Annotated in this window: 24 protein-coding genes; 10 read left to right on the forward strand and 14 right to left on the reverse strand. The window is 44.5% G+C overall.

Translation table 11 applies throughout. The features are described from left to right. Positions 1-225: hypothetical protein (locus K1M91_RS16245; protein WP_232803312.1), on the forward strand; the 225-nt coding region annotated here is incomplete at its 5' end. Between the two features lie 367 nt (positions 226-592). On the opposite strand, the gene K1M91_RS16250 is transcribed toward K1M91_RS16245, so the two are convergent. From K1M91_RS16250 to K1M91_RS16260, 3 genes are read right to left on the reverse strand one after another with little or no spacing between them, the layout of a single operon-like run. Then, positions 593-1,009, reverse strand: coding sequence for a GNAT family N-acetyltransferase (locus K1M91_RS16250; RefSeq protein ID WP_232803313.1), 417 nt, complete (start codon positions 1,007-1,009; stop codon positions 593-595). Between the two features lie 17 nt (positions 1,010-1,026). After that, positions 1,027-1,368, reverse strand: a complete 342-nt coding sequence (locus tag K1M91_RS16255) for a hypothetical protein (RefSeq protein ID WP_232803314.1) — start codon at positions 1,366-1,368, stop codon at positions 1,027-1,029. 13 nt (positions 1,369-1,381) lie between these two features. Further along, entirely contained in the window at positions 1,382-1,648 is a 267-nt protein-coding gene (locus K1M91_RS16260) for a hypothetical protein (protein WP_232803315.1), read from the reverse strand. 152 nt (positions 1,649-1,800) lie between these two features. Between K1M91_RS16260 and K1M91_RS16265 the strand changes: the two genes are divergently transcribed. Together K1M91_RS16265 and K1M91_RS16270 are read left to right on the forward strand one after the other, a co-directional pair. Continuing rightward, on the forward strand, positions 1,801-2,952 hold the full coding sequence (locus K1M91_RS16265) for a BamA/TamA family outer membrane protein (protein WP_232803316.1): 1,152 nt from the start codon (positions 1,801-1,803) through the stop codon (positions 2,950-2,952). Positions 2,953-3,007: 55 nt separating this feature from the next. After that, complete coding sequence (locus tag K1M91_RS16270) at positions 3,008-3,700, forward strand: hypothetical protein (protein WP_232803337.1); 693 nt, start codon at positions 3,008-3,010, stop codon at positions 3,698-3,700. Positions 3,701-3,770: 70 nt separating this feature from the next. Here the strand turns inward: K1M91_RS16270 and K1M91_RS16275 are convergent, their stop codons facing one another. Next, a complete protein-coding gene (locus K1M91_RS16275) occupies positions 3,771-4,517 on the reverse strand; it encodes an SDR family oxidoreductase (protein WP_232803317.1) in 747 nt (248 codons plus the stop codon). A gap of 106 nt (positions 4,518-4,623) precedes the next feature. Here K1M91_RS16275 and K1M91_RS16280 point away from each other — a divergent pair, with 106 nt between their 5' ends. After that, on the forward strand, positions 4,624-5,568 hold the full coding sequence (locus K1M91_RS16280) for a LysR family transcriptional regulator (protein ID WP_232803318.1): 945 nt from the start codon (positions 4,624-4,626) through the stop codon (positions 5,566-5,568). Positions 5,569-5,826: 258 nt separating this feature from the next. On the opposite strand, the gene K1M91_RS16285 is transcribed toward K1M91_RS16280, so the two are convergent. Both K1M91_RS16285 and K1M91_RS16290 read right to left on the reverse strand, forming a co-directional pair. After that, positions 5,827-6,237, reverse strand: a complete 411-nt coding sequence (locus K1M91_RS16285; protein ID WP_232803319.1) for a GFA family protein — start codon at positions 6,235-6,237, stop codon at positions 5,827-5,829. A 67-nt stretch (positions 6,238-6,304) separates the two neighbouring features. Further along, positions 6,305-6,517 carry a DUF1127 domain-containing protein gene (locus K1M91_RS16290; protein ID WP_232803320.1) on the reverse strand — a complete coding sequence of 71 codons (213 nt, stop codon included), beginning with the start codon at positions 6,515-6,517 and terminating at the stop codon, positions 6,305-6,307. A gap of 101 nt (positions 6,518-6,618) precedes the next feature. Here K1M91_RS16290 and gcvA point away from each other — a divergent pair, with 101 nt between their 5' ends. After that, complete coding sequence (gcvA, locus tag K1M91_RS16295) at positions 6,619-7,584, forward strand: transcriptional regulator GcvA (RefSeq protein WP_232803321.1); 966 nt, start codon at positions 6,619-6,621, stop codon at positions 7,582-7,584. Between the two features lie 23 nt (positions 7,585-7,607). Here the strand turns inward: gcvA and K1M91_RS16300 are convergent, their stop codons facing one another. After that, on the reverse strand, positions 7,608-9,356 hold the full coding sequence (locus K1M91_RS16300) for a D-arabinono-1,4-lactone oxidase (protein WP_232803322.1): 1,749 nt from the start codon (positions 9,354-9,356) through the stop codon (positions 7,608-7,610). Between the two features lie 156 nt (positions 9,357-9,512). Here K1M91_RS16300 and K1M91_RS16305 point away from each other — a divergent pair, with 156 nt between their 5' ends. Further along, a complete protein-coding gene (locus K1M91_RS16305; protein ID WP_232803323.1) occupies positions 9,513-11,333 on the forward strand; it encodes a diguanylate cyclase in 1,821 nt (606 codons plus the stop codon). Positions 11,334-11,401: 68 nt separating this feature from the next. Here K1M91_RS16305 and K1M91_RS16310 read toward each other — a convergent pair whose 3' ends face one another. Both K1M91_RS16310 and K1M91_RS16315 read right to left on the reverse strand, forming a co-directional pair. Continuing rightward, positions 11,402-14,491 (reverse strand): multidrug efflux RND transporter permease subunit, encoded by a 3,090-nt coding sequence (locus tag K1M91_RS16310; RefSeq protein WP_232803324.1) that lies wholly within the window; start codon positions 14,489-14,491, stop codon positions 11,402-11,404. Next, positions 14,492-15,562, reverse strand: a complete 1,071-nt coding sequence (locus K1M91_RS16315) for an efflux RND transporter periplasmic adaptor subunit (protein WP_232803325.1) — start codon at positions 15,560-15,562, stop codon at positions 14,492-14,494. A gap of 230 nt (positions 15,563-15,792) precedes the next feature. On the opposite strand from K1M91_RS16315, the gene K1M91_RS16320 reads away from it, so the two are divergent. Then, entirely contained in the window at positions 15,793-17,220 is a 1,428-nt protein-coding gene (locus K1M91_RS16320; RefSeq protein WP_232803326.1) for a sigma 54-interacting transcriptional regulator, read from the forward strand. Between the two features lie 195 nt (positions 17,221-17,415). Further along, positions 17,416-18,849: a cytochrome c oxidase accessory protein CcoG gene (gene ccoG / locus K1M91_RS16325; RefSeq protein ID WP_232803327.1), complete on the forward strand. Its 1,434-nt coding sequence runs from the start codon at positions 17,416-17,418 to the stop codon at positions 18,847-18,849. A 322-nt stretch (positions 18,850-19,171) separates the two neighbouring features. On the opposite strand, the gene K1M91_RS16330 is transcribed toward ccoG, so the two are convergent. The 5 genes from K1M91_RS16330 to K1M91_RS16350 all read right to left on the reverse strand — a co-directional run bounded on the left by K1M91_RS16330 (position 19,172) and on the right by K1M91_RS16350 (position 23,966). Continuing rightward, complete coding sequence (locus tag K1M91_RS16330) at positions 19,172-20,782, reverse strand: trypsin-like serine protease (protein WP_232803328.1); 1,611 nt, start codon at positions 20,780-20,782, stop codon at positions 19,172-19,174. 211 nt (positions 20,783-20,993) lie between these two features. After that, complete coding sequence (locus K1M91_RS16335; protein WP_232803329.1) at positions 20,994-21,431, reverse strand: YtoQ family protein; 438 nt, start codon at positions 21,429-21,431, stop codon at positions 20,994-20,996. Positions 21,432-21,561: 130 nt separating this feature from the next. Further along, the gene (locus tag K1M91_RS16340) at positions 21,562-22,074 is read right to left on the reverse strand and encodes a ClbS/DfsB family four-helix bundle protein (RefSeq protein WP_232803330.1); all 513 of its coding nucleotides are present in this window, start codon (positions 22,072-22,074) and stop codon (positions 21,562-21,564) included. 33 nt (positions 22,075-22,107) lie between these two features. Next, on the reverse strand, positions 22,108-22,824 hold the full coding sequence (locus K1M91_RS16345) for a transporter substrate-binding domain-containing protein (RefSeq protein WP_232803331.1): 717 nt from the start codon (positions 22,822-22,824) through the stop codon (positions 22,108-22,110). A 224-nt stretch (positions 22,825-23,048) separates the two neighbouring features. Further along, positions 23,049-23,966, reverse strand: a complete 918-nt coding sequence (locus K1M91_RS16350; RefSeq protein WP_232803332.1) for a LysR family transcriptional regulator — start codon at positions 23,964-23,966, stop codon at positions 23,049-23,051. A gap of 87 nt (positions 23,967-24,053) precedes the next feature. Here K1M91_RS16350 and K1M91_RS16355 point away from each other — a divergent pair, with 87 nt between their 5' ends. Both K1M91_RS16355 and K1M91_RS16360 read left to right on the forward strand, forming a co-directional pair. Beyond that, a complete protein-coding gene (locus K1M91_RS16355; protein WP_232803333.1) occupies positions 24,054-24,938 on the forward strand; it encodes an NmrA family NAD(P)-binding protein in 885 nt (294 codons plus the stop codon). A 747-nt stretch (positions 24,939-25,685) separates the two neighbouring features. Next, positions 25,686-25,991, forward strand: coding sequence for a hypothetical protein (locus tag K1M91_RS16360; protein ID WP_232803334.1), 306 nt, complete (start codon positions 25,686-25,688; stop codon positions 25,989-25,991). The last annotated feature ends 505 nt before the right edge of the window (positions 25,992-26,496 follow it).

Below are 26,496 nucleotides of genomic sequence, written 5' to 3' on the forward strand. Positions count from 1 at the left end.
GAAGGGACGCTAGTTGGTGCTACAGAAGGGACGCTAGTTGGTGCTACAGAAGGGACGCTAGTTGGTGCTACAGAAGGGACGCTAGTTGGTGCTACAGAAGGAGCCACACTTGGCTTGATTGAGCCTTCTGCACTAGAAGCAGGAGAACTACCAGAACCACCACAAGCACTCAGAACCAGAACGCTCGAAAGCGCTAACGCGATAGGATGTAGCTTAGCCATTTAATCATTTCCTTGATAGATTTAAAACTGAGATTTGAGCCAAACAACCGGTACCGATCTAAACATGTACATAAATAATCCACTTAGTCGAGAAGCGAGAAGCCATAGTCAAATTTGCATGAATTTAATACCAGTAAATAGTCGGTACTGCAAACAATTAGCTATTACAATAAACGTTAATTTCCAAAAAACAGACATAACCAGAACAAATACCCAAAAAGGCATGAAAACAACTTTTATAACTAAGTTATCACTAAAAATTAACTGGTTGCATATTTAGAGTGGTTAGTTATCGATGTATCATTGACAACACCAGAAAAGCATCAAGCAGCTTCTGTTGCATTTACCAATAAAACATCATTGATTCAACATTATATTTGCCCTCTAATTCCCATGCCCATCAGTTTGCTACTTTCGGCAAAGCCATGACGTTGATAGAGGCCGTGCGCGTCATCGGTGGCTAACATCAGTAGCTTTCCTTGCCAACGCGGATCGCTGACCACGGTTTCGACTAACCATTTACCCAGCCCTTGGCCGCGATATTCAGGGTCAATGATGACATCGGCTAAGTACGCAAACGACACATAATCGGTGACAATTCGGGCAAAACCGATTTGATATTGCTGATCATAAAGGGAAAAACATTGCGAGTGTTGTACTGACGTGGCGATGTCTTCTAAGCTTCGCTGCGCCGCCCAATAGGATAAACCGAGTAAGGCTTTTACTCTCACTAAATCAACCTTATCCACTTGATTGTAAATATTAAAACGTCCGTTTACTGCAATCATTACCTTAATCCCTTGGGTTAATCTGCGATTACCATCTTAGCTTCGGTCACAACATCATTCACCACAGTGATCGCACATTCGTAGCGAAAATAATGCGCCCGATGATTCAATATGCCCACCCTGTCGTATTTGTCACGCATATCCAAAATAAAAAACGAGTGCCCTTCAGCCAGCGTTATCACATCACTAACAGGCTTATTTAACTCAACTTCCGAGCAAAACTGTTGCAAGGGCGTGCGATAATGATGATTAAGCCCGAAAGCCAAGCTGGCGAAAAGCACTATCACCAAGGCTATAGCTAGTAACGCTTTAGCTAGTTGAGTTATCAGCTTAATCAGAAATAATTTGAGCTTAAGCAAAATATTCCTGATTTTATTTTTTAAAAGGCGCTTTGATCAGCTCATACACGCCAATCATTGACTGGGTTAAAGCGCCATAGCTATCCAGCGCTTCTAATTGTGGCTGGGCAGCTAGTGTCAAGGCTTCTTCAGCAGTGGCAGCTTGAATATAATGATTATTAGCCACTTCAAAGCCTTGCTCAAGTAGCTGCGATTTTTCATCCGCAAAGGTCGCTGAATCAACATCTAGATAAGTTAATGAGCCGCTGTCATGGCGCTTAAAAAATTGGAAAGAAGGCATAAATAGTCCTTTATCAGCCCCAATTGGCATCAAGGTAAGTTCAAATAATCATAAAAATAAAACATAAGGATGCAATAATCCACACCTAATGATGCGTTAAAGTATGTTATAAAAATCCACCAAATAATTCCCCTTACCCGAACCGAGCCGTTATGACCCGAAAAGTATTGTTATCCCTGTTGCTGTGCGCCAATAGCGCGCATGCCGTTGTTGAGCCTTTATTTGATACACCAGCAGACATGGAGCCAACGTGGATTGACAATACATTATCGGTATTTGGTGCTGACGGAGGGTTTGACGACAGTAAAACCATCGATATGAGTTATTTGCCCACCGCTTATTACACGCCAGAGAAAAAATTTGGTGTCGGATTATTGGTGGTTGGTTTGTATAAAACTGGCGATGCGACCAAGCAAAAGCAGCCTTCTTCTTTAGTCATTAACTCTTTTGCTTCTGCTAATAAATCTTACGGCGTTGAAGTAGAAAGCATGACCTTTTTAAATCAGGGCAGGCAGCGGCTGTTGCTGGAATTAGAGCTGCATAATGAAGCCGCCGTCTATTATGGACGCGGCATCCTTAATGGCGATATTGATACCAACAAGCATGAGTTTGATGAACAGCTGTTGCGCTTTAAGCCACGTTGGATGACTGAGTTTGCTGATAATTACTTTCTTGGCGTCGGGGCTGACTTGCTTTACGCCAGCGCAGACAAGTTAGAGTTTGTCGAAACAGGCACTAAGGTAGATGCCGATGGCGTATTACCTAGCAATGTTAGTGCGGGCGCGGTGCTCAGCAGTATTTACGATTCAAGAGATTACCGCTTAAACGCCAGCAAAGGTTGGCTATTTCAGATTGACGCTGGGCTTTATCACAATGATGAACATGCTTCGTTTTCAACTTATGACGTTGAATTAGCGAACTATATTGACCTGCCATCAGCACCGGGCTTGATCGCTTGGCAACTACAAGGGCATTTTACCGATGGCGATGTGCCATGGAATTTATTGCCGGATTTAGGCGGTTCAAATGCCATGCGTGGCTATATCAAGGGGCGCTATCGTGATGAACAAATGATGATGGGACAGGTTGAATACCGCTTACCCATTTACCAACGCTTTGGCATGGTATTTTGGGGCGCGGCGGGCAGTGTTGCCTCTCACGTTAGCAAACTCAATGATGACGTACTCACCTCCTATGGCACTGGCTTGCGTTTTAATCTTAAAGACCAGATCAATTTACGCTTTGACGTAGGTGTTGGCAAAAATGACACTAACTTCTATCTCAATGTTAATGAAGTATTTTAAAAACTGTACCGAGATGCGCTGGATGCATCACGCCATGTTATTGCTAGCGTGCCTAATGGCGAGCTATCCCGTGTCAGCCAGTAATAATTCCAAACAATGCAGTCGCGCAGCTAGCTATTCTGTTTACCTTGGCGATTTACATACTGGAACCATGACCAGAACGGAAGCTTGGCAGGGTCAGTCAGCGGTGATCACCTCAAACAGTCACGCCGCTATTTTAGGGATTGCCACTCAGTATCAACAGCGCGCCGAACTGACTTGGTCTAACACTGAACAAGCATGGCTCACCACGCAATTTCAGCAACAAGTGTCGGGGTTTAGATCCCGTGACATGCATGCCTCGTTTAGCAATAACGGCTTCGATTCTCAAGTTAAACTGGATGGCAAAACAACAAGCTACCACTCAACGCATATTCCACTGCGCGATGTTGACACCTTAGCCATTCAAATCCGCGAGCTGATGCTACAGGGGCAACAGCAGTTTAGCTTAATTCGCCAAGCTTCCGATGGTATCGAGCCTTATCAATACCAAGTTAAGGCCCCTATCACCACTCAGCTTGCGCCTTGGGGTGAGTTACAACTTATTCCGGTAGAGCAAACAGGTGCTGAAGACATAACTTACTATTTTGCGCCGAGCCTTGATCATCAACTTGCTCAAGCTCGTTACCACGGCTTTATTTTACAAGGCTTGATCCAACTGGAGAGTTATCACAGTACCTGCAAGCCCGTGAGCACATTTTTGGGTTAACGAAAAAAGCACCAAGCTGAACCTGATGCTTTTACACTTTGATAAAGGGTACTCTTCCTTAGGACTCGGACTAAAGACCAAAACCACCATCAATGTCGATATACGCATTGCGTAAGCCAATACTCGCATCAGAAATTAAATAGTTAATAGCAGGCACTAAATCCTCTGGCGTTAACACTCTGCCCACGGGCGTGCTACTCAACGATTCAAAAAATCCACTAATAGCGTCTTGATCCATGCCTGCTTTAGCTTGGATTTCCGTTGCCGTTACGCCTGGGCGAATCGAATTAATACGAATACCACGTTCAGCAAGCTCTAAATTAAGTACCCTTGCCAAGCCTTCAAAGGCGGCTTTGCTGGCACTATAAACGCCCGCAGTAGCAAAGGCTTTAAGCACCGCCACACTGGAAATAAAGACCACGCTAGATGGGTTATTCAAACAAGGTAACAACGCCTGCAAGGTTAACGTTGGGCCATTAAAGTTAACCGCTATGGTGGTGTTTAAGTTATCTAAGCTCATTTGCTCAAAAGCCACCGGATAGAAAACGCCGGCGTTTAAAATTAGCCCATCAAGCTTGATGTTATCGCGCTGTAACTGAGTTGCCATTTGTTGGATTTGCGCAACATTAGCACTGTCGCACAATACGGGTATCACCCTCTCGCCAAGGGCTTTGACCGCTTGATTTAAACGTTCTTGATTGCGACCTGTGATCACTAATCGCGCACCTTGTTGCAGCAATGATTGCGCCGTTGCAAAACCAATGCCTGCGGTTGCGCCAGTGATTAATATGGTTTTTCCTTGTAGTGTGGATGACATAACTGATCTCCTGAATATATGAGTTGACGAAGAACAGCATACCTTGGAGAATTATTTCCAATAAGACACGATATAAGAAACATATTGTTTCTATATGGGAACCAAAATGAATATTGATACCACGACTTTGCACTTGCAACTGCCTAATCTGTACCTATTTCGTCGTGTTACTCAATTAGGCAGTTTTCAAGCCACAGCTGACGCGCTGCAATTGCCGCGCTCCTCAGTCAGTAAGAAAATTGCCCAGCTTGAAAAGCAATTGGGTTTGAGGTTATTGCAACGCAGCACTCGGCAGTTAAACCTCACTGATGCCGGCAAAGAATTACTCGTCATCACTGATTCACTAACCGACCTACTTAACAATACCGCCAAGCTAACCGAACAAGCCCAAGCCAAACCCAGCGGGCGGGTGAAAATCAGCAGTTCCACTATTATCGGCCAACGTTACCTATTGCCTTTGTTGCCACATTTAAAGCAACTATTTCCCGACATAGTGGTAGAAATTAACCTTGATGATCGCGTCGTTGACCTGATTGAACTAGGCATAGACATCGCACTAAGGGTGGGTCAATTACCTGATTCGTCATTAGTTGCTCGTCATATTGGCACTAAATCATGGGCTTGCTTTGCTAGTGCTAACTACCTTAAACACGCGCCTAAGCTTGATAAGCCTGACGATCTGGCTGCTCACCAGTGCTTAATCTTCCGTCATCAAAAGCTGACAATGGATCACTGGCACTTTTGCAGCCCAAGTGGCGAAATACAAACCTTACGTATTACTCCATCCACCGCATCTGACGATGGCCGCACCTTAGTAGAACTCGCTTGTATGGACATGGGGATTATTCGAGTTGATCCCATATTAATTCAGCCCGAGCTAAAAAAAGGCCAGCTGGTTCCTGTACTAAGCCAATGGCATCACCCTGATGCGGCTCCTATTCATTTGGTTTGTTTAGAAAAAAATGCGCGCAGCCGGGCAGTCAACGAAGTTTGGCACTACCTCAGCGAGCATCTAGCTGAAGCATTAAAAGAGGCGAGTAAACCTTGCTGATTACTTAGTGTCTGTTGATCTTTCGTGATTGTTTTTGCAGCGAATTGTTGGGTATTTATACAAGGCAGCGCTTTTGTGGTGTAGCTAGCTACACGAAAAGGCGATAACGCAGTAGAAATACCCAACAAACGCTGTCCTACGGATTCGGCTAAAAGCGTTTTGCCCATCGTTGAGCAGTATTTACTTAGAATGCTAAGCTACACACTGCTCGCCTTGCTCAAAACGCTTTTATCTCGAACAAAAATTAACCAGCAAAGATCAACAGACCCTAGGAAACCCCAAAAAACACTGACTAGCCAAGGCTGCATCATACCAAGACGCACGCTCTGCCCAAAAAATCTGATCATCCACGGCGATATTCGGCTCACCATCTAAACAACCCGCCGGTACCACCAAAGCCTTACCCGTGCCAGACAGGTACGGCATGGCACAGCCACAGTGTCGGCAAAAGGCGCTTGAAATAGCACGACCGGGCACATCGAAGCGCTTGATCTGATCTTGCCCCTTGAGCCAGTTAATATTACTCGGCTCTGTAAACAAATTGGCTGCATGGGCCGAGCCCGATGTTTTTTGGCATTGCTGGCAATGACAAAAATGAAATTGGCTAAAGCGATTGTCGCAGCTAAACACCACCCGTCCACATAAACAGCTACCTTGAATATCAGTCATTACTTACGCCTTTGTTAATTCCAAATGAGACTGTCAGCCAAAATAGCAATAACACCTCACTCACACACTATCGTTGCCAAAAATATTTACGAATTTCTTCTTGCTGCTGAGCAGGATCAATACCAATGTCTTTCAGCTGATGCGCCGACAACTGTGCTAATTGTTGACGAGTGCGTCGGCGCCGCTGCATTTCATTGTAAGTACAGCTTATTACAAGGCAAATATTTTTAAGTTTCGCCCACCCTTTATCAACACTCACCAATCTAGTCACTAATTGCATACACCCTCACTATCCATCTAGGTTTGATAAATAATTTAGGCTTGACCTGACTAATAAACAAACGATAGATTCTTATCTTTACATAAGTAAAACTTATCTATATGAATACTCACCTGCCACCCATCATGTCGCTGCGCTGCTTTGAAAGTGCGGCCAAACATTTAAGTTTTACCTTAGCGGCACAAGATTTATTTATTACCCAAGCCGCCGTTAGTCAGCACATTCGCAACCTTGAACAACAAGTGGGGGCCCCCTTATTTGTACGTCACAGCCGTCGTTTAAGCTTGACCGAACAAGGCCTTGCGTTTTTGCCTTATGTCAGCCAATCCCTAACTTTACTCGCCGACGGCATGCAAAAAGTATCCCTTTCTAGCACCACTGGAGCATTAAATATCTCGGCGTTACCGTCATTTTGTTCCCGTTGGTTGGTGCCAAGGTTATGGCATTTTCTGGATCAATATCCCGAGATTGAAGTGCGTTTAACGCCAAGCTTACAAGTAGTCGATTTAGCACAATCGGATTTTGATTTAGCGATTCGTTTTGGCTTAGGTGAATACCCGAACTGCGACAGTGAAGCCTTGATGAGTGACAACTTATTTCCGGTCTGTTCGCCTAAATTATTGGAGAGCATGAAGCTTGCTAACAAGTCATTAGCGAGCGCACCTGATCTTACTCAAGTCACTATTATTAATGATTTTCTGACCACCAATACCAGCTGGAATACTTGGCTTCGCGCCGCAGGTTATCCGGCCTTGAAGTTAAAAGACAACTTAAGCATTAGTGATGCTAGCCTCGCAATCACAGCAGCAGTATCAGGACAAGGGGTAACATTAGCACGCCAAAGCTTAGTGGGAGAAGAGCTGGCCAATGGCCAACTGGTCAGGTTATTTGAAACCAGTATCGCCTCTGACTACGGCTATTTTTTGGTTACCGCGAAAAACCGCCCGGTCAGTGAAAAAGCACAAATTTTTCGCCGTTGGTTACAACAGCAAATAGCAAAGGACGGCAATCTATGCCCGCCCTTGCAACGTGAGTTAGCCAACTCGAAAATTGAAACAGATAATTGAGATGATGAGTCGGCTAGCCTCTTTTAGTGGCCGTTTCTCTCAACTTTTAAATGTCCGCGCCAATAATCACTGACAAAGATCTGTTCCGGATCCAGCTCAGCGCGCAAGGCAAGAAAATCGGCTAATTTTGGATATTGCTGGCGCACATAATCCATCCATTCATGGCTACCCGGTTGACCAAGGTTGGGTAACATTTTGCCCCAATGTAAACGATACGGGATGCCTTTATCTTTAAACAATTGCCAAAACTGAGGATAGAAAGCTAAGGCTGGATCTTCATCAAAATCAACAAACCACAGTGGTTCAAATCGAACGGCACCCTCTTTCCATTCATCCATTTGATCGGAATAACCCATGCCCATCCAAGCCTGACAAGCCTTAGCCATGTACACCTCGATGGTAAATAAACCGGTGCGGGTTAACTTCTCTTGATCATTTGCGGCACTATCAAAGTAATCGCGCAGTACTTGCATCACCTCATTGGTGCGGCCCACTGGGAACCACAGTTCAGAAAACTCAATATCAAGTAATTCGTCTGAAGCTTCATTATCCATAGGTAGACCCAAAGGAGCATGATCTTGAAATACCTGCGGCGTACCTTTGAGCTTACCCAATTTATTGCTGTCTAACGACTGAAAAATATTGATAACTTGCTGCAAAATAACCGGCAGATTCTGCTTAATCCAGCCTCTTTCCTTTTCAATTAAGGCCACAAATGCTAACGGCGAAACGTCCTTAAGTGCTTCGATAATTTTTTCAAACAGCGGCGCAAATATGCCAAATTGGCTGTAATCAGTAATACTATTAATCACTTTCTCTAGCGCGATGATACCCGTCTGCACCTTTTCGTAAAGGCGTATTGGCGAGTCTAAGTTGCCCAAAATGGCATAAATAATACTAATAACTGGCTCTGCCGCTTCAGGATAACTGGTGAATTCCTCATAAGGACGCGGGCTAAATCCAACCACTTGCTGCTGCCTTTGAGCTTGCCATGGCAATAAACGGTTTACCCCAGGTTGCGGCCACCAATTAACCCGCCCGTAATCCACGCTATTAAAAAAATCTAATAATGAAGGCTTATCCTTTGACTCACCAAACATGTCAAACTGACACTCATCATAAGACACGGTGGCTTCTTGGCCGCATATGTTAAAGGCTGGCTCGCACTGTAAATCAACCGCCACTATCACGCCCAATAACCCCATCGACACCATTGCTGCATAAAACAAATCAATATTCTTATAACGACTTGCATACTGTAAGCGACCATGACCGTCTACAAAGTGAATGCCAACTATGTTGTCTTGAAAAGAATATTTTAACGAACCGCCAGCCGAGCCAGTAGAAATGAAGCCACCCAGGGTTTGATGGGTAATGCCACCTAGCTCAGAAACTGTTAACTTATAGTTATGCCACAATTGATATAGCAGGCTATTTTGCTCACTCGATTGACCTGTGATGTCGCTAGGATCATAACCTAAGTGCACACCAGCCTGCGCCCGTACGATATTCAGTGAGGGATTAATTAATTCAACCTGCATCATCTGATCTAAAATAATATTTATTTCATTGCTATTTACTTCAGGTGGCGACTGATTGGTTACATTTGGCTGTAACATCGCAGCATCAGTATATATCGCCCAACTTTGACTATGGGCAGCGCCGCAAGTGCGCACGCTTTTTTTGTGTTCTCGGGCAAAATTAACTAATGCGATAACGTCATCATTACTGGCTGGGTGATAAAGACCAAATTGGTCAGGCTTGAGTGGCATAGAGATCCTTTTTATATTTGCTATTGTTATAAACAGGATATATTGCCATTATCAATATATAATTCTAACGTTGTTATCACAAAGTAAAACACAAATAAAAACACTAACAAAAATACAACATTTATATCTTTCTCATTTCAGCAAAATTGAAGCCAAATGAAACCTAAACGTTTGTTACAAAAACTTTTTTATTTGACTCTATACTTGCTGAGTTCGCTTGCTATTGCCAGTGTTCAACCCCCTATTGATTTATCAACAGAGACTTCAACCGATCGCAACTATTACACCCTTAATGATGTAAATGATAGTTTTAGTATTGACCAATTTCTTTACCATACTGGCTCGACCTTTGACTGGCAACAACACAGCGGCGATGTAACACAAGGCGTACTAACGCACCCGGTCTGGATGCGCTTTCAGATCACCAATAGCGATACCAAGCAACAACAATACCTATTAGAGTATACCGACCCTGGGCCATATAGAATTGATATGTATATGGTCACCCATCGTGACGAGATAGAAAGCCAATATCACTACCATCGCGAAAAACCCATTGCAGAAAAGCCTTACCCCAATCCCGGCGCAGTATTTCCTATTACCTTGCATCCAGGTGAGGAGCGGACTGTTTATGCTCGCATTGAACATAAAATGGGCGGATTGTTTTCACAATTTTCAATTTGGCGACCCCATCACTTTATCAAGCATGAAACCATAGAAACCGCGCTTTATGGTGGCGTTTACACCTCCTTTTTTATTTTTTCGTTTATTGCCTTGGTGATATTTTTCGCCACTCGAGACCGCGTTTTTTTATTATATTCAGGGCTCACTTTTACCTCTGCCATTAGCCTAATGAATCTTGATAACCATTGGGGGATATTTTTTCAGCCTAGCGGTGTGTCGATCAATAATGCCGTCATTTGGACGGGCGCTTATCTGTTTATGGCCCTCGCTTTCGCTCGTGAATACCTCAAACTCAGCACCTTGTTACCTTGGGCGTCCAAGTTAACATTAACCGCGATGTGGATTGGCCCCCTCATCATCTCTTTAGGTTTGCTTGGATACACCGAAATCGCAGGCATGCTGATGATGTCAAGTATGGGCGTGATCTTACTCGTGCCTTTTATCGCACTCTATTTATGGCTAGCAAAAAAACAAAATGTTCGGCTATTTACCTTAGCTTGGTTTATCTACGGCACCGCTATCTGCATTCAATTTGCGCTGCGCCAGGTGGGGTTAGTACCTCATCTTCCCATCACCATTTACAGTGGTGCGATTGGTGCAATGATTGAAATGTGCCTGTTAACGGCATCCATGGGTTATCGAGTACTGGATTTAAAACGCGAGCGCGACCATGCTCTTAAATCTCATGTTCATCAGTTAGAGCAATTTTCAGCCGAACTGGAAAATCAGGTTATTAAAAAAACTAAAGAGCTAGAACAGGCCAAGGAACAAGCTGAGTACGAAGCAAGAACCGACCCGCTGACTAAACTCAGTAATCGCCGCGCATTTAATGAACAAGCGCCCAAGCTAATCAAATCTACCCTGCGCAACAAGGCAACCTTGTGTGCTATTGCTATTGATATCGACCACTTTAAAAAAGTAAACGACACTCATGGCCATGATATTGGTGACAAAGTACTGATAGAAGTCGCGAATGCATTAAGCAATATGACTAGAGACAATGACATTCTCGCGCGTATTGGTGGCGAAGAGTTTATTGTATTAGCCACTACCAATGATCAATACGGCGCGGTTGACCTTGGTGAACGCATTCGATTAGCGATAGAACAGCTGAATATTGATATTGACCAAGCCACTCCACTAAAAACCACCATCAGTATTGGCCTTTACACCATTAATCAACCAGAAAAAGTAGCCACTATTTTACGCAAAGCCGATGCCGCGTTGTATCAATCAAAAATGAACGGCAGAAACCAAGTCACAGCTTGGGAGATGAATCAAAAGGTAGGCTAACACCACTAATACAACCCTGTGATGAACCTTGCCTGATTCTCAATAAGCGAAATGGTATGCTCCCCCTGTTATTTCTCCGCAAGCTGTTGTGCTAATAACCGACTTACATGCTCTGGCGAGTGAGTATGACGCGCCATCAGTTGGTACATAGACGGGATCACGAATAAGGTGACTAAGGTCGCCAGTGCCATCCCTGAGAAGATCACTGTGCCCACCGCGATGCGACTTTCCGCGCCCGCTCCCGTTGACATAATCAAAGGAATAGCACCTATTAAGGTGGTAAATGCGGTCATTAAAATCGGGCGTAAGCGTCTTGATGCCGCCGCTAACACAGCCTCTTCAAAAGCAATGCCTTTGTCGCGTAATTGGTTGGCAAACTCAACAATCAAAATACCATTTTTGGTTACCATACCAATTAGCATGATCATGCCAATTTGGCTGTAAATGTTTAAGCTGCCCTGCGTTAACCACAAGCCAAGCAAGCCACCAACAATGCCCATGGGCACCGTAAACATCACCACCAGCGGGTTAATAAAGCTTTCAAACTGCGCGGCTAACACCAAATAAGCCACCAGCAGAGCCAGCGTAAACACGATGAGAATATCACTTTGGTTATCTTTAAAGTCTTTCGACTCACCGCTGTAATCCATACTAATATCAGGGGGTAACATGGTTTGGGCTTGTTGCTCTAAGTAGGCAAGTCCCTCGCCTAAAGTCACGCCATCGGCTAAGCTGGCACTTAAGGTTATCGACTTTTGCTTTTGCAAATGACTCAGGCGCCGCGCCGACGCCACTTCTTCAATATCGGTGACGGTGTCGAGGGTGATTAACTCACCGGTTTGCGTGCGCAGGTATATTTGGCTTAAATCACTGGCGTTATTAAACCTGTTTTCATCGCCGCGCAAATACACATCGTATTCTTCACCGCGATCGATAAAGGTCGTTTCTGTCTGCCCACCTAGCATCACTTCTAACGTGTCGGCAATTTCTTGTACGCTCACCCCCAATTGCGCAGCGCGAGCGCGATCAATATGCACGACTAGTTCAGGTGTGGTTTCGGCGTAATCTAAATCGGGCCCAGTAAACAGGCCACTCTGTTGCACCCTTTCCTTTAACTGACTGGCATACTCAAACAGCTCTTTGTAATCACCGCCACGCAATACAAACTGCACCGGATCACTTGAGCCGCCGCGAAAACCTGGCAGCATTGGCCAAACACGTACATCAGGTATGCCCACTAAGGCGTCTTTCACCAGCTTAAGGGAGTCAGACGCACTAATACTACGTTGCTCCCAATCCTCTAACTGCATGATCACAAAGGCTGTGTTATCACCGGCACGGCCGCCAAAAGCAGGCGCTTGCACACTCATCGAGCGGATCGTTCCCTGACCAACAAGGGGCAATAGTTGTCGCTCAACTTGTTCCACATTTTTGATCATGCGGTTATAACTGGTGCCCTCTGCGCCTTTCACAAAAGCAAAAATCACCCCGCGATCTTCCTGCGGCGCTAACTGATTGGGTACCTCTTGCACTAAATAATAACAGCCTAGCAAACAAGCCAAAATCACAGCAGGTGATAGCCAAGGATAAATCACGACTTTACTTAATAAGCTACGGTAGCCTTGCTCTATGCGGCTAAAGCCTGCATCCATTTTTAGTGCGATCGGTCCTTTTTTTAATTCACCTTTAAACAACTTACTCGCCAGCACTGGCGATAAGGTCAGCGCGACAAAAGATGAAAAGCTCACTGCAATCGCAAGCAGCACCGCAAACTCGGTAAACAAGCGGCCAATCATACCCTCCATAAAGGCGATGGGAATAAACACCATCACTAACACTAACGTGGTGGCAACCACTGCAAATCCCACCTCACGACAGCCTTTAAACGCGGCCACCAAGGGCGACTCCCCTTGCTCTAAATGGTGCAAAATATTTTCTATCACCACTATGGTGTCATCTACGACTAAACCGATGGCCAGAATTAACGCCATCAATGTCAATAGATTGATTGAAAAACCAAAGAAATACGCCACAATAAATGCCGAAATCAGCGACACTGGAACGGTAATAGCAGGAATGAACGTGGCGCGAGCTTGGCCAATAAATAGATACAGCACCAAGATCACTAAGCCACCGGTAATCATTAAGGTGTTGTAGACTTCTTGGATAGAACGTTCAATAAAGAGCGTGGCATCGTAATCTACAAACAGCTGAGTACCCGCAGGCAATACACTTTGTAGTTTATCCACCTCAGCGCGTACTTGCTTCGCTACCGTTAGAGGGTTGGCGTCAGACTGGGGAATAATACCTAAACTTAAATTCTGTACCCCATTGCTTTTAAAGGTTGAACTTTCATTTTGCGCGCCAATCCATACCTTAGCGATATCTTTTAAATAGGTTGGCGGGGCATTAGGGTTTTGCTTTACTGCAAGGTACTCAAAGTCTTCAGGCTGTAAATAAAGACGACTAGTACGCACTGGCATGGTGGTCACATCATTACGCACCTCACCACCTGGTGTTTCCATGTTCTCTTTTTTTAATGCATTCAGCACATCACTAGAGGTAACGCCACGACCCGCCATTAACTCAGGGTCTAGCTGTACATACATCACCTTATACAAGGCGCCGCTGATACCAATGTCACTCACACCAGAAATAAAGCTAAAGCGATCAGCCAACACCCGTTCGGCATAGTCAGTTAGCTGGGTACGATCCATTTCTGAAGATTCTAAATTAATGTAAACCGAGGGCTCCCCTGAGCCATTATCTTTCGATACCACTGGATCATCAGCTTCATCTGGCAGACGCCCTTGCGCTCTAGCCACTGCATCACGAACATCACTAACGCCTTCGGTAATATTCCAATCCAGCAAAAAATTGATAGTAATGCGCGACATACCATTGCGACTGACCGAGGTAATATTGTCAATGCCGCTAATACCACTGAGCTGGTCTTCTAAGGTTTTGGTGACTTGGCTTTCCATGATCGATGCCGAAGCCCCCGTGTAGGTGGTGTTAATGGTAACAACCGGGTTCTCGACCTCAGGCATTTCCCGCACTGACATCTTAGTAAACGAAACAAGCCCAAAAATAACTAACAGTAAGCTTAATACAATACCGAAAACAGGGCGCTTGATAGCAACATCAGAAAGTAACATCTAACTCGGTTCCCCGTTGGCTGCCTGTAAATCTTTTACTTTGATGCCATCACGCATATTCACCAAGCCTTGCACTACAATTTGGTCGCCTACCGCTAAGCCTGATTCAATTAACACATCATTATTTACCCTAGCGCCCAACACCACCTCGGTACGCGCTACAGTGCCATCAGCTTGCAACAGATAAACAAACCGTTTCGTGCCTGAATATTCTAATGCCTGTACTGGAATAACCGGTGCCGTTTGCTCAGGAAATGTCATGGTTGCCGACATAAACATGCCCGGCTTAAGCCGCTTGTCGGGATTATCAAAGTTCACCCGCACCCGTACATTTAAGGTGTCTTGATTAACACGTGAGTCAATGGCGACCACTTGACCAACAAAGTTATGCTCAGGCCAAGCTCGCGCCTTGGCGATAATGCTCATACCCGTAGAAATTTGTGAAAGATAACGCTCAGGTACCGATAAATCTAGCCGCATAGTATTGAGGTTATCTAGGTTCATCACCGCCTCGCCAACGGTTTTCATATCACCTAAATTGACATCAATTAACCCCAGCGTGCCAGCAAATGGTGCTCGTAATTGGTGATCATCAAGCGCTGCCTGCGCTGCCGCTAACCGTGCGCTGGCGACATCAACACTGGCGCGCTGCGCGTCTAGCTCGGTCTGAGTAATTGCACCGCGACTGACAATTCGTTGAAATTCTTTAAGTTTGCGTTGCTCTTCAGTTAATACTGATTGCGCTTCAACAAAGGCTGCGCGAGCTTTACTGTCATCTAACTGCACCAACACTTGATTGGGAACAACTTCAGCATTGGCTTTAACTAAAATATCAGCCACTGGCGCAAATATTTGAAAAGCCAAGTCGACAGACTGCTGCGCCGTTAAACTGCCCACTAGGCTTAATCGTTGCGCTACGCCATAAGCTTGCACTTCACCCGTCACCACTTCAACCTGACGCGTTGTTTTTACACTAGGCTTAACTGCTTCACTTGAGCCAATCCAACCGTAATACAAAACTGCCGCTAAACCACTAACTAACAGTAACATCGACCACTTTGTCTTGGTCATCACAAATTCCCACCTAACTATGCTGCCAATAAACCAGACATACGATTAAAACACAAAGAAAGCGCAATATAACAAGAATCGCTTTAAAGGGATTGCTAACTTGAGTAAAGAAGCGTAAAGGCTGGGTGAGTCATGCACAATTAAGGCTGATACCAATAGACATGTCGTGATATTTCGCGAATAAAGTTATACTACGCACAATCAACCCAAGGATAATACTGGACCCGACAATGAATAAAGGCGTAGCCGAGTTTTTACCGGAAAACCAATTACTGCTTGATGCTGTGGGTGAAGGTATTTATGGCTTTGATTTAAATGGCCATGCGGTATTTATTAATAAAGCCGCCGAGCAAATGACCCAATGGCGTGCTGATGAGTTAATTGGCCAATCCATTCATCAGTTTCATCATCACAGCCACAGTGATGGCAGCCATTATCCGATGGAAGAATGCCATATTTACGCCACTTTACACGACGGCAAACCCAGACATATCGATAACGAAGTGTTCTGGCGCAAAGACGGTAGCTGCTTTGCTGTTGAATACACTTCTACCCCTATTTACAAAGACGAGCGCATGATCGGCGTGGTGGCGATATTTCGCGATATATCACTACAACGGCAAACCGAGCAAGCGTTGCGCAATGCATTAAAACAAGTGCAAGCCTTATCGCAGCAGCTGCAAGATGAAAACCTCTATCTAAAAACTGAAATCGACAACGAGCATAATATTCATGGCATGGTGGGTAACACCCCAATATTTAATGCCATGATGGCGCAAATTAAGCTAGTAGCAAGCACCGACAGTACGGTGTTAATACGCGGCGAAAACGGCACCGGTAAAGAGCTGGTCGCGCGCAGCCTACATAGTTTAAGCCAACGCCAAAATCGGCCACTGGTGAAAGTAAACTGCGCAGCAATTTCACCTAATTTGTTGGAAAGTGAGCTGTTTGGCCATGAAAAAGGCGCTTTCACCGGTGCATTCGAGCGTCGTAAAGGCCGTTTTGAATTGGCCGACAAAGGCACCTTATTTTTAGATGAAATAGGTGAGCTAAGCCCTGCGGCGCAATCAAAGTTATTACGCGTGTTACAAGAGCAGGAATTAGAGCGGGTGGGTGGCAGTAAAACCATCAAGGTGGATATTCGCATTATTGCCGCAACCAATCGCGATTTGAGTAAAATGGTTGAAGCCGGCAGCTTTCGGATGGACTTGTTTTATCGCTTAAATGTATTTCCTATTGAAGTACCTAGCCTTACCCAACGCATAGCAGATGTACCCTTATTAGTCTCGAGCATCCTGTCACAACTAAACAAAAAACTTGGTAAATCAATCACTCATGCTACCAGCCAAACCCTAAATGAGTTAATGGCTTATTCTTGGCCGGGCAACATTCGCGAACTACAAAATGTATTAGAGCGTGAAGCCATTATTTGCCAAGACAACTACCTGACTCTAACCACGCCACTTAATGCTGACCGAGGCAAACAGAAAAACCACAACAAAAGCCTCAAGCAAATGGAGACAGAGTATATACGAGCACTCATCAAACAAACTCAAGGTCGGATTAGTGGCCCCCATGGCGCCGCGCAAATTGCTGGCGTACCAGAAAGCACTTTGCGTTCAAAAATGAAAAAGCTCGGTATTCATAAGCGTAAATAAACGCAGTATGACAAGATAAAACCCTAACTAATCAACGGCTAATTCGCTAAATATAGCGAATTAGCGATATATCACGAAAAACAACCTAGGCCAAAACAAAATAAACCCATAAAATCAGAAGCTTAACGTTAATTAATTTCGGCACACTTCTTGCCCTAGTCCAACCACTAAAATAAAAAACAATGTGGTAACGAAATGGAAGCAAAACCGATCCCCGTTAAAGTGATTGATGCAACAAGCAGCCCTGACGGAAAAATCTATATCCGTGAAACTCAGGGCAAGTTTCAACGTGTTCGCCAGTATTTCAGTGGCTTTTTATTCTTATTGTTTCTCATCTTGCCTTGGCTGGAGTGGCAAGATCGCCAAGCAATTTTACTCTCAATTAGCGAGCAAAAATTCTACTTCTTCAACATCACCATTTGGCCACAAGATTTTACCTTACTGGCTGGTGGACTGATTTTTTCCGCCTTTATGCTGTTTTTGGTCACCAACTTATACGGTCGAGTGTGGTGTGGCTTTACCTGCCCACAAACCGTTTGGACACTGATCTTTGTGTGGTTTGAAAACAAAATTGAAGGCAGCGCTAACCAACGTAAAAAACTCGACCAAGCGCCTTGGAGCCTCAAAAAAGCCGGCCTCAGATTGGCAAAACACAGCTCTTGGTTGCTGATAGCCTTTGTTAGTGGCGTCACTTTTATTGGCTACTTTTTACCCATTCATACACTATTGGCTGAAGTGGTTAGCTTTGAAGTGTCATTCTGGCAGGGTTTTTGGGTCTGGTTTTTTGTTGCCTGTACTTATGTAAACGCTGGCTTAATGCGAGAAAAAATGTGTCTACATTGCTGTCCATATTCACGCTTTCAGTCGGCCATGTTTGATGCCAACACCAAAACTATCACCTATGATACCGTACGCGGCGAAGGGCGCGGCCCACGCAAACGCAACAAAACCCAAGCCGAACTGAAACAAGCAGGCTTAGGCGACTGTATTGATTGTAATTTATGTGTACAAGTGTGCCCAACGGGGATCGATATTCGTGACGGCCTGCAATATGAATGCATTAACTGCGGCCTGTGCGCCGATGCTTGTAATCAAACCATGGCTAACTTTGGTTATGAACAAGGCCTAATTCGTTTTGCCAGTGAGGCCAGCTTGAAAGGACAAGCCGCTAAACCCAGTCGGCTTAGGGTATGGGGTTATGGCATAGTCGCCACGTTAATTGCCAGTGCCACTATTATACAAAGCATTAACTTAAAACCACTTGAGCTCAACGTATTACGCGACCGCAGTGAGTTATTTAGGTATAACAATGAGGGTTGGGTGGAAAACACCTACACCGTAAAAATGCTTAATAAAACCCAATATACTCAGCAATATCGCTTAGTGATTAATAGCGATCAGCCCCTTACCTTACTTAACTCACCTGATGTCACCCTCGCCCCTGGTGAAATGTTATCACTCCCACTAACACTTCAAGCCGATCCTTATGAGCTGGCTTCATCGCGGGTAACCTTTACTTTAACCGCCAATGAAGTGGCGATAAAGCCTAACGCTTCGGTAGAGAGAGTGGAGGCGGATGAGTTAAATCAACAGCAGAGTCAGCCACTGGTGTTCTTTTCGCAGGGTTAACTTCTGACCAAATCTGCCACCTTGTGGGTGGCAGAGCCAACCTAACGACTAGTTAACCTCTGTTCTGTTTAAGCTTAACGCAACTAAATAAAGTATGTTTTACGGCAAAATTTCGTTTTCAGGGATGAAAACGCAAAGCTTATAAGGACATATTCACAGCGTTTTTGCAGGAAAATATACTATGTTCGCTTATCCAAGATTCGGGTTAGTTAATTTCGATAGAGACCGTATGGCGAAGCCTTTACTCTTGTCACTCCGCCGATAACTAGAAACAAAAAAGGGATGCAATGCATCCCTTTTGGTTACTTTTTAAATCAAGCTATTATGGGCAAGTTACTGCAGTCCAGAACCAAGAACCCGCTTTTGGTGGCTCCCATGTACCTGGGTTATTTTTCGCAGCAAAACACTCACCTTGGTAAGAAATAATGTCACCATTATTTACCTTAGTTTGACCTAATACGAACTCAATCACACCTTGTGGCGGCTGAGTCGGCTCAACTGTTGGTGCAATAGTTGGCGCAATGGTTGGAGCGACAGTAGGCTCAACCGTAGGTTCCATTGTCGGCTCTACTGTTGGCTCGATGGTTGGTTCAACAGTTGGTGTTGTTGCACAAGCAGTAACACTCCAGAACCACGAACCTGCTTTTGGTGTTTCCCAAACGCCTGGGGTGTTTTTAGCTTTAAAACATTGCCCTGCATAGCTGTAAATTTGACCATTTACTGGCTTGGTTTTACCCGCCACAAACGGGGTAATGCCGGTGTCTGGAATAACAACATCTTCATCAATGGCTTTCGCGCTAACGTTGGCCGTGTATGTTAAATCACTTTGATCCACTTTAAAGTTCAAGGCAACCTTAGCCACACCAGCCTGACTCGCGCCAAACTCAACGCCCACTTCACAGCTTTGATTAGCAGCCAGTGTTGCGCTGTTACAGGTATCGCTGGTTGTCACGGGCGAAGTCGCCACGCCACTGGCGCTCAAGTTTAAAGAGTTAATACTAACATCGCTGTCACCACTATTACGGATACGGAAAGTATGGTTAACCACAGCGCCTAAAGCAAAATCATTAAGCTGCTGATTAGCAAGATAAGACAGTGAAAGCGGTTTTTCACCCGCTTTAATACCGTCAATCCAATCTCTTAGGGCGGCAACATCGGCATAAACACCGTATTTACCCGGTCTAGCACAACCTACACCCCAGCTTACAATACCCAGTTGTACACGCTGACCGCCGGTATCGACAACAATAGGGCCACCGCTGTCACCGCTACAAGAGTCTTTTTGACCTTGCGGATAACCCGCACAGAAAGCCACATCACCAACATTGGCATAAGAGCCACCGGATTGATTACATACCGCATCAGAAACCAATGGCACGTCTACTTCTTCTAGTTGCCCAGCGCGACCACCGTTTTCACTTAAACGACCTAAGCCCGCGACAGTAATTAAGTCACCCGTACGAACGTATTGCTCAACACTGCCTTGCGCCAAGCTAACTGGCTGGCCAACCGTGGGCTCACGCTCTAGCTTCAATAAGGCCACATCGTGGTTCAAGGTACTGGTGTTAAACAGAGGATGAACAAATTTTTCGGCAACTTGAATGCGATCGCCAACGCCACCGTTAAGGGTAAACCCAGCAACCTCTACGTGCAAAAAGATCGCGGGTTTGTTTTTAACACAGTGTGCCGCGGTCAAAACATAACCATCACCAATATAGCTACCACCACAAAAAGCGGTTGTCGTATTAGAATTTAAAATTTGCGTATAAAATTGCCACTCACTGGTGTTAGCAAGACCTCCACCGACAATTTTTGGTTGAATTAGGTCGGTTGGCTCCACCGCTTGAACACTTTGCATCATCACTGGGCCGCAAATAGCCGCCGAGATCAGTACTGTTGACATTTTCTTGTTAAAGAATTTGATTGCTTCCACGTAAACACTCCTTGTTATTTATCAGAAGCATAAAGATAGAAACATCAATTAAATAACACAATTAACAAATCTGTAATACATAGGGTTCACGCAGCTGCAAAATTAAAAGCTCGCCTAGTGAGACCATGAGTATTAAAAAAATAGCGAAAGGGCAACATCACTTTAGACCTAGCCCTTGTGTATGTTTTTAGCTAACAGCAAATACACTCAGCTATGCTGATAAGTAAGACAATATTTCAATTACTTGAGCGGGTGTTGTTGCCCAAGCCTGCGCCGACCCATCAACTTCTTTTAATGCGTGAACTAAATCTTCATCATGTAACGTGATATAAGGTTTGCCCAAGGCTGCACAATAGCCGGCATCAAACGCAGCATTCCATTGTTTATACTTAGCACCAAAGCGTATTACCGCTAAATCACAGTTTTTTATCGCTGTTTGGGTGCGGATGGCATTTACCTTAGCCGATTTATGATCACGCCAAAAAGAAGATGTTTCCACTCCTAAACCATCGCCTGCGGCATCACTGGACTCATGATCAGTGATAGCAGAGGTAAATTGGATATTAAGCCCTTTGCACGCGCAGCCTTGGATAATTTGCTCGCGCCAATCGCTATGAATCTCACCTGATAGATAAACTACATACTTCATCTAAACCGCCTATTCTTCTTGAGTAACAAATGAATTTATATGAGTCACTATCTTGAGCATGGTAGCAAACCTAATCAAGCTCCAATGTGTCAGGCTAACCTAAAGCCACTGTAAACGCTCAAAAAAGAACTTAGCAGCCTTTCATTTTCTTAAAACGCCTTACCTTAGTGCGTATATTTTTCATTGGTGATGAGGTATTGAATTGGATCATCCGACCCAATGTCCATTGGTTATACCAAGGTTTTTCATAAAGCTCGGCATTACTTAAGCTTGAAATCAAGTCAACGACATCAGCCACAGTGGATTCAAGCTCATTGAGTAAATCTTCGTACTGCCAATCGCGGTATTCTTGATGAAAATGATCTGCCAATAAGCCAAGCTGGTTCCATTTATAACCCGTTTCCGGAAAATCAACGGGTAGCCCTTGCGACTTTAAACGCTGCCATTTCAACACTAACTTACCCCAACCGATTAGGTAAGCCACTGTGTCGCAAACACTGATTTGCGTGCCTTTAATATTGCCTTCCAATCCATTATCGCGTGAAATACCCGCTGAAATAACACGATAATCGGCCATTAATTTGGTAAAAATACCATTGATGGCAAGCAGTAGTTCGTCTTTAGATTGGGGAATGGATGACATAACGTACTCTGATCAATTTTAGGGCAACTAAGCTTACTGACGCTGAAAGATAGGCGATATTTCATTCTCTACTATTAGTTCCTGTAACGCTTTCTCCATTTTATATAACAGCGCTTTATTGCCTTTCTGTACCACCATAGACACAGGCGTCCCCGCAGGGCTAAGACTTAGCACTTTCAGCTCAACATGATATTTGTCTGCAAGGTAATAGCCGACTTGTAGTGGTGCAATCATGGCTTTATATTGTTTTTGCTGTAATAACATGAACGATTGCTCTTTTGAATGTGTGTGCTTATTGCGCACTTCGATTTGCTGCTCCTTGAGGTAGCGTTCAAAATATGAGTGTCGGTCACCCACCACTAACTGCTTGTCCAGATCATGCAAATCGTTAATTTTACTATCATGTTTCAATACAAATATGGCGCTTCGCCGCATGTAATAAGGTGTTGTAAAATCAAAATATTTGTCACGCGTTTGGTTCCATTCCATGCCAATCGCACAGTCTAATTGACCAAATCTAAGCTTGGCTACCACATCATCCCAATCACCCAGCCAAATTTGCACAGGTACGTTCATTTTAGCGGCCATCTTTTGAAAAAGCTGATAGTCCAACCCTTTAGGCTCGCCATTCTCACTAAACTGATAAGGATGAAACCCTTGAGCCATGCCACACACGTACACTTCTTTGGCGACAGAGCTAAAGCAGCTAAAAAGAGTCAGTAAAATGACAAACAGGGCACATCTGGTCATGAACATCCTCAAAAGCATTTCATTAAACTTAGGTGAACTCGTTAAATTATTTACAACAGTGTATGCGAGAGCATCTCAACTGATAAGAAACTAACCTACTGAATAAATTTAACTTAGCCACCCACAATAACACCAAGTTTAGCAGGGTGACTGACATGACCAATACTTAACTATGTTTATTTTTCATCTTGCTTAGTCGACCCCACAATATTCAGTGCTCATTTTTACAGCTCCTCAGCAATGGCTACTATTAAATTTCGCAGCCAAATATGCGCAGGATTATCGTGCTGCCTGCCATGCCAGATAATTGATGGAGTAAAAGAGTCAATGTTGAGAGGGTGCGCCAGCACTGCAACAGGGAGCATACTGGCAATTTGCTGCGCGAATCTACTTGGCAGTGTTAACACCATATCCGTTTCAGCCACTAACATGGGCGCTGCTAAAAAGTGCGGCAACCGCACCGCTACTCTTCGTTTCAGGCCTTGCTTAGCTAAGGCTTCATCGACTGCACTATTGCCCATCCCCGTGATACTCACTGAGATATGTGACAATGAAGCAAATTGCGCCAAGGTAAAAGGCTTAGCCAGTACCGGATGATCGCGGCGAACAAGGCAGACAAAGTCTTCATTGAACAGCCTGCGTTGATAAAATCTTGCCGGTAAATCATCATAAACGCCAATCGCAAAATCTGCGCCGCCCTCTGCGACCAAATGAATGTTGTTACCCGCTCTAGCCGGGATCACTAAATCCACACCCGGCGCATGCTTGGCCAATTTAGACAGTAACTTAGGCATCAACAGCGCGGCTAAATGATCCGCCGTAGCAATTGTAAACCGACACTGCGCCGTGCTCGGCTCAAACGTAGCTGGCGCGACAATGGCTTTTGCATCTTCGAGCAGCCTCGCGACTGACCCCGACAAAGCTTCGGCGCGCGGCGTTAACTGCCAACCTTGAGCAGTGCGCACAAATAATTGGTCATTAAATAGCTGACGTAACCGCGCCAACCCTCGACTTGCCGCCGGCTGGCTCAAGCCCACCATTTGCCCTGCCACTGTGACATTACGCGCGGTTAAAAGTGCGCTTAATAATTTGAGTAGGTTAAGGTCAACCTTATTTAAATCCACTTTAAGTATACCCAGCATTACAAACATGCATTTTTATTATGTTTTTGCAGTCTATAAGATCAGCGTTATTGATTCTATAACGGCGTCAAATAACCGGAGAAAATAATGACTAAAGCAGAGCTATATGCAGTAACAGGGGTGAGCGGTCGTACAGGAGCCGCCACCGCTCAAGCCTTAATAACAGCAGGCAAACAGGTGCGCGTGGTGGTACGCGATGCAACGAAAGGGGCATATTGGCAACAACAAGGGGCAGAAGTAGCCGTTGCCGATTTAAGCAATGCAGCGATGCTGACTAATGCACTGTCGGGTGTAACCGCTGCCTATATCGTCAGCCCACCGCAATACTCACAGCCTGATTTATTTGCACAAGCCGAGGTGATGGCGAACGTGATTGCCGACGCAGCAGTGGCGGCAAAACTACCTAAGCTAGTGGCGTTATCGTCGGTCGGTGCCGAGCAAGCATCAGACACAGGTTGGATTGGGATGAATAGAACTTTAGAGCAACGTTTAAGCCAAACAGATCTAAACCTCGCTTTTTTACGTGCGGCTTATTTTATGGAAAATTGGCAGCCATTAATCGCATCAGCCAGAGCGCAAGGCGAGTTAGCCAGCTTTCTTGCGCCTCTTGAACGTAAAATTCCGATGATCGCAACCCAAGACATCGGCGAAATTGCCGCCCAAGTACTTTGCGAGAATTGGCAGGGAACAAGGGCGATCAATTTGATCGGCCCCGCCGATTATTCACCCCATGCTGTTGCGCATCACTTGGCCGCACAGCTTGATAAACCAATAGCTGCGGTCGCCATCCCTGAAAGTCATTGGCAACAAGCCATGTCAGGGCAAGGGTTTTCACCTGCGGCACTGGCTGGCTTTATCGAAATGACCAAGGGGCTGAACTCTGGCCATATCGCCTTTAATAAAAACGATATCATCGAGCACCGAGCAGGAAGTATTACCCTTGAAACCCTGCTCAAGCAGGTGACAGAATAGACCGAATTAGGGAAAACAAAGATGCTAGGCAAAAAGACCTGCCTAGCTCTTTTAACGAGCAGCGAACAAGATTGATTTATTTTAATGGCAAGTGGTACTACAACAAGTGAGCCGGATTAAAGCGGCTTTTTGCACTTGAAAAAACGATGCGAAATTTAACATTAGTAACCAGCCAGTGCGTTAAAATAACGTACCACTAAGCATGTTTAAATCCTAAATCGAGTTTGAAACCGCACGCATGAGCATAGTTCACCAAGGCTTTAAAACTAGGATTGCCACGAGCGACCTCGATCTCTTTTTTCTGCAAAGCTCTTAACACATACACATGCTGGCCTTTTAGATAAAAAAGCAAGCCTCGACCTATAAGCTCTAAGAGTTTAATCATTCAAGCTTGGATTTTTGGTGGCATTGACAAAATTTCATCCTCTACACCATCATAAAAATCCACTTTCCAAGTCATTCGTTTACCACTCATCGTGATCATATATGATAATCCAGATAAATATTTTAACCACTAAGCTCAAAACAATAACGCGTAAAAAACAGAAAATATACGCATAATAGCGGCACAGCCACCCTGTCAATTGCTCGCTTAGAAAAAGATGTCTCATTTATTCGACCATATGGTCACTAGTTCTGGTAAATTACTCCGCGATACTGTACCAGCAAGGCATAGGAAACGTATTTTATCTTCCCTCGCCTTGCTTAAATCAGTTAATTTTTCATATTATTTAGGAGAATGTATTAATGAAAGTTTTTGCAGTTTTAGCTTTCACTTTGTTATTAGGAGCCTGTAGTTCTACGGAAAAAACAGTGGAGCATGAAGCCAGTGAAAAGACACACGACGAAACGTTTAGAACGGCAATGCAAATGGGCTGCGAGATTAAGTACCCTAACGCCAAAGAAATTTGTGCTTGTAAAACTGACGTAATTGTAGAGGCAACGCCATTAGAGCTACAAAAAACGATTACATCAGACCCTCAGGCGAAAAATAAGATAGCCCGTATTATGATTAATAACATGGACAAAATAGAAGCTTGTGAAAGAAATTAAACCCCGAAAAGCTTACTCTGTAATGTTAAATTACCCTGCTATATAAATGTAGCTATAGCTAATAAATAAAATTAGGTGAAGTAGCATCACAACCTAAGCCTATTTAGAAAATTGGGGTAAAAGATGATTGGGCAGGAACCATTAAAGTAATTAAAAAAAACAAATGGTTACTATGTTTAATACTATCAATATCGCCGAATGACTTCGGCTCCAACCCTTAACGCATGGACTAAAGAACGAAAGAGCGGGACAGTCTCTTAATTGCTCGGTTAGCAAAGATGCCTATCCCACGCACCTTTTAATGACTTTCGCGGTTTTTAGTTTCTTTGAAAAGCGCTTTTCATTGATAAACCAAGTTATCAACCCAAACACTTGGCCAATGAATAACCAAAAATCTAAGTGAATGGCGGCGCTGGCGTAGGTAAACCGTAAGCGCTCAATACTCCGCAGGCTTGATTGTTAGGCGATCACTTGTTCTTGCGGATATTCCACGGTAGCAGTGCTT

It is taken from the genome of Motilimonas sp. E26 (assembly GCF_021278025.1).
Taxonomy (GTDB): domain Bacteria; phylum Pseudomonadota; class Gammaproteobacteria; order Enterobacterales; family CBDFNC01; genus Motilimonas.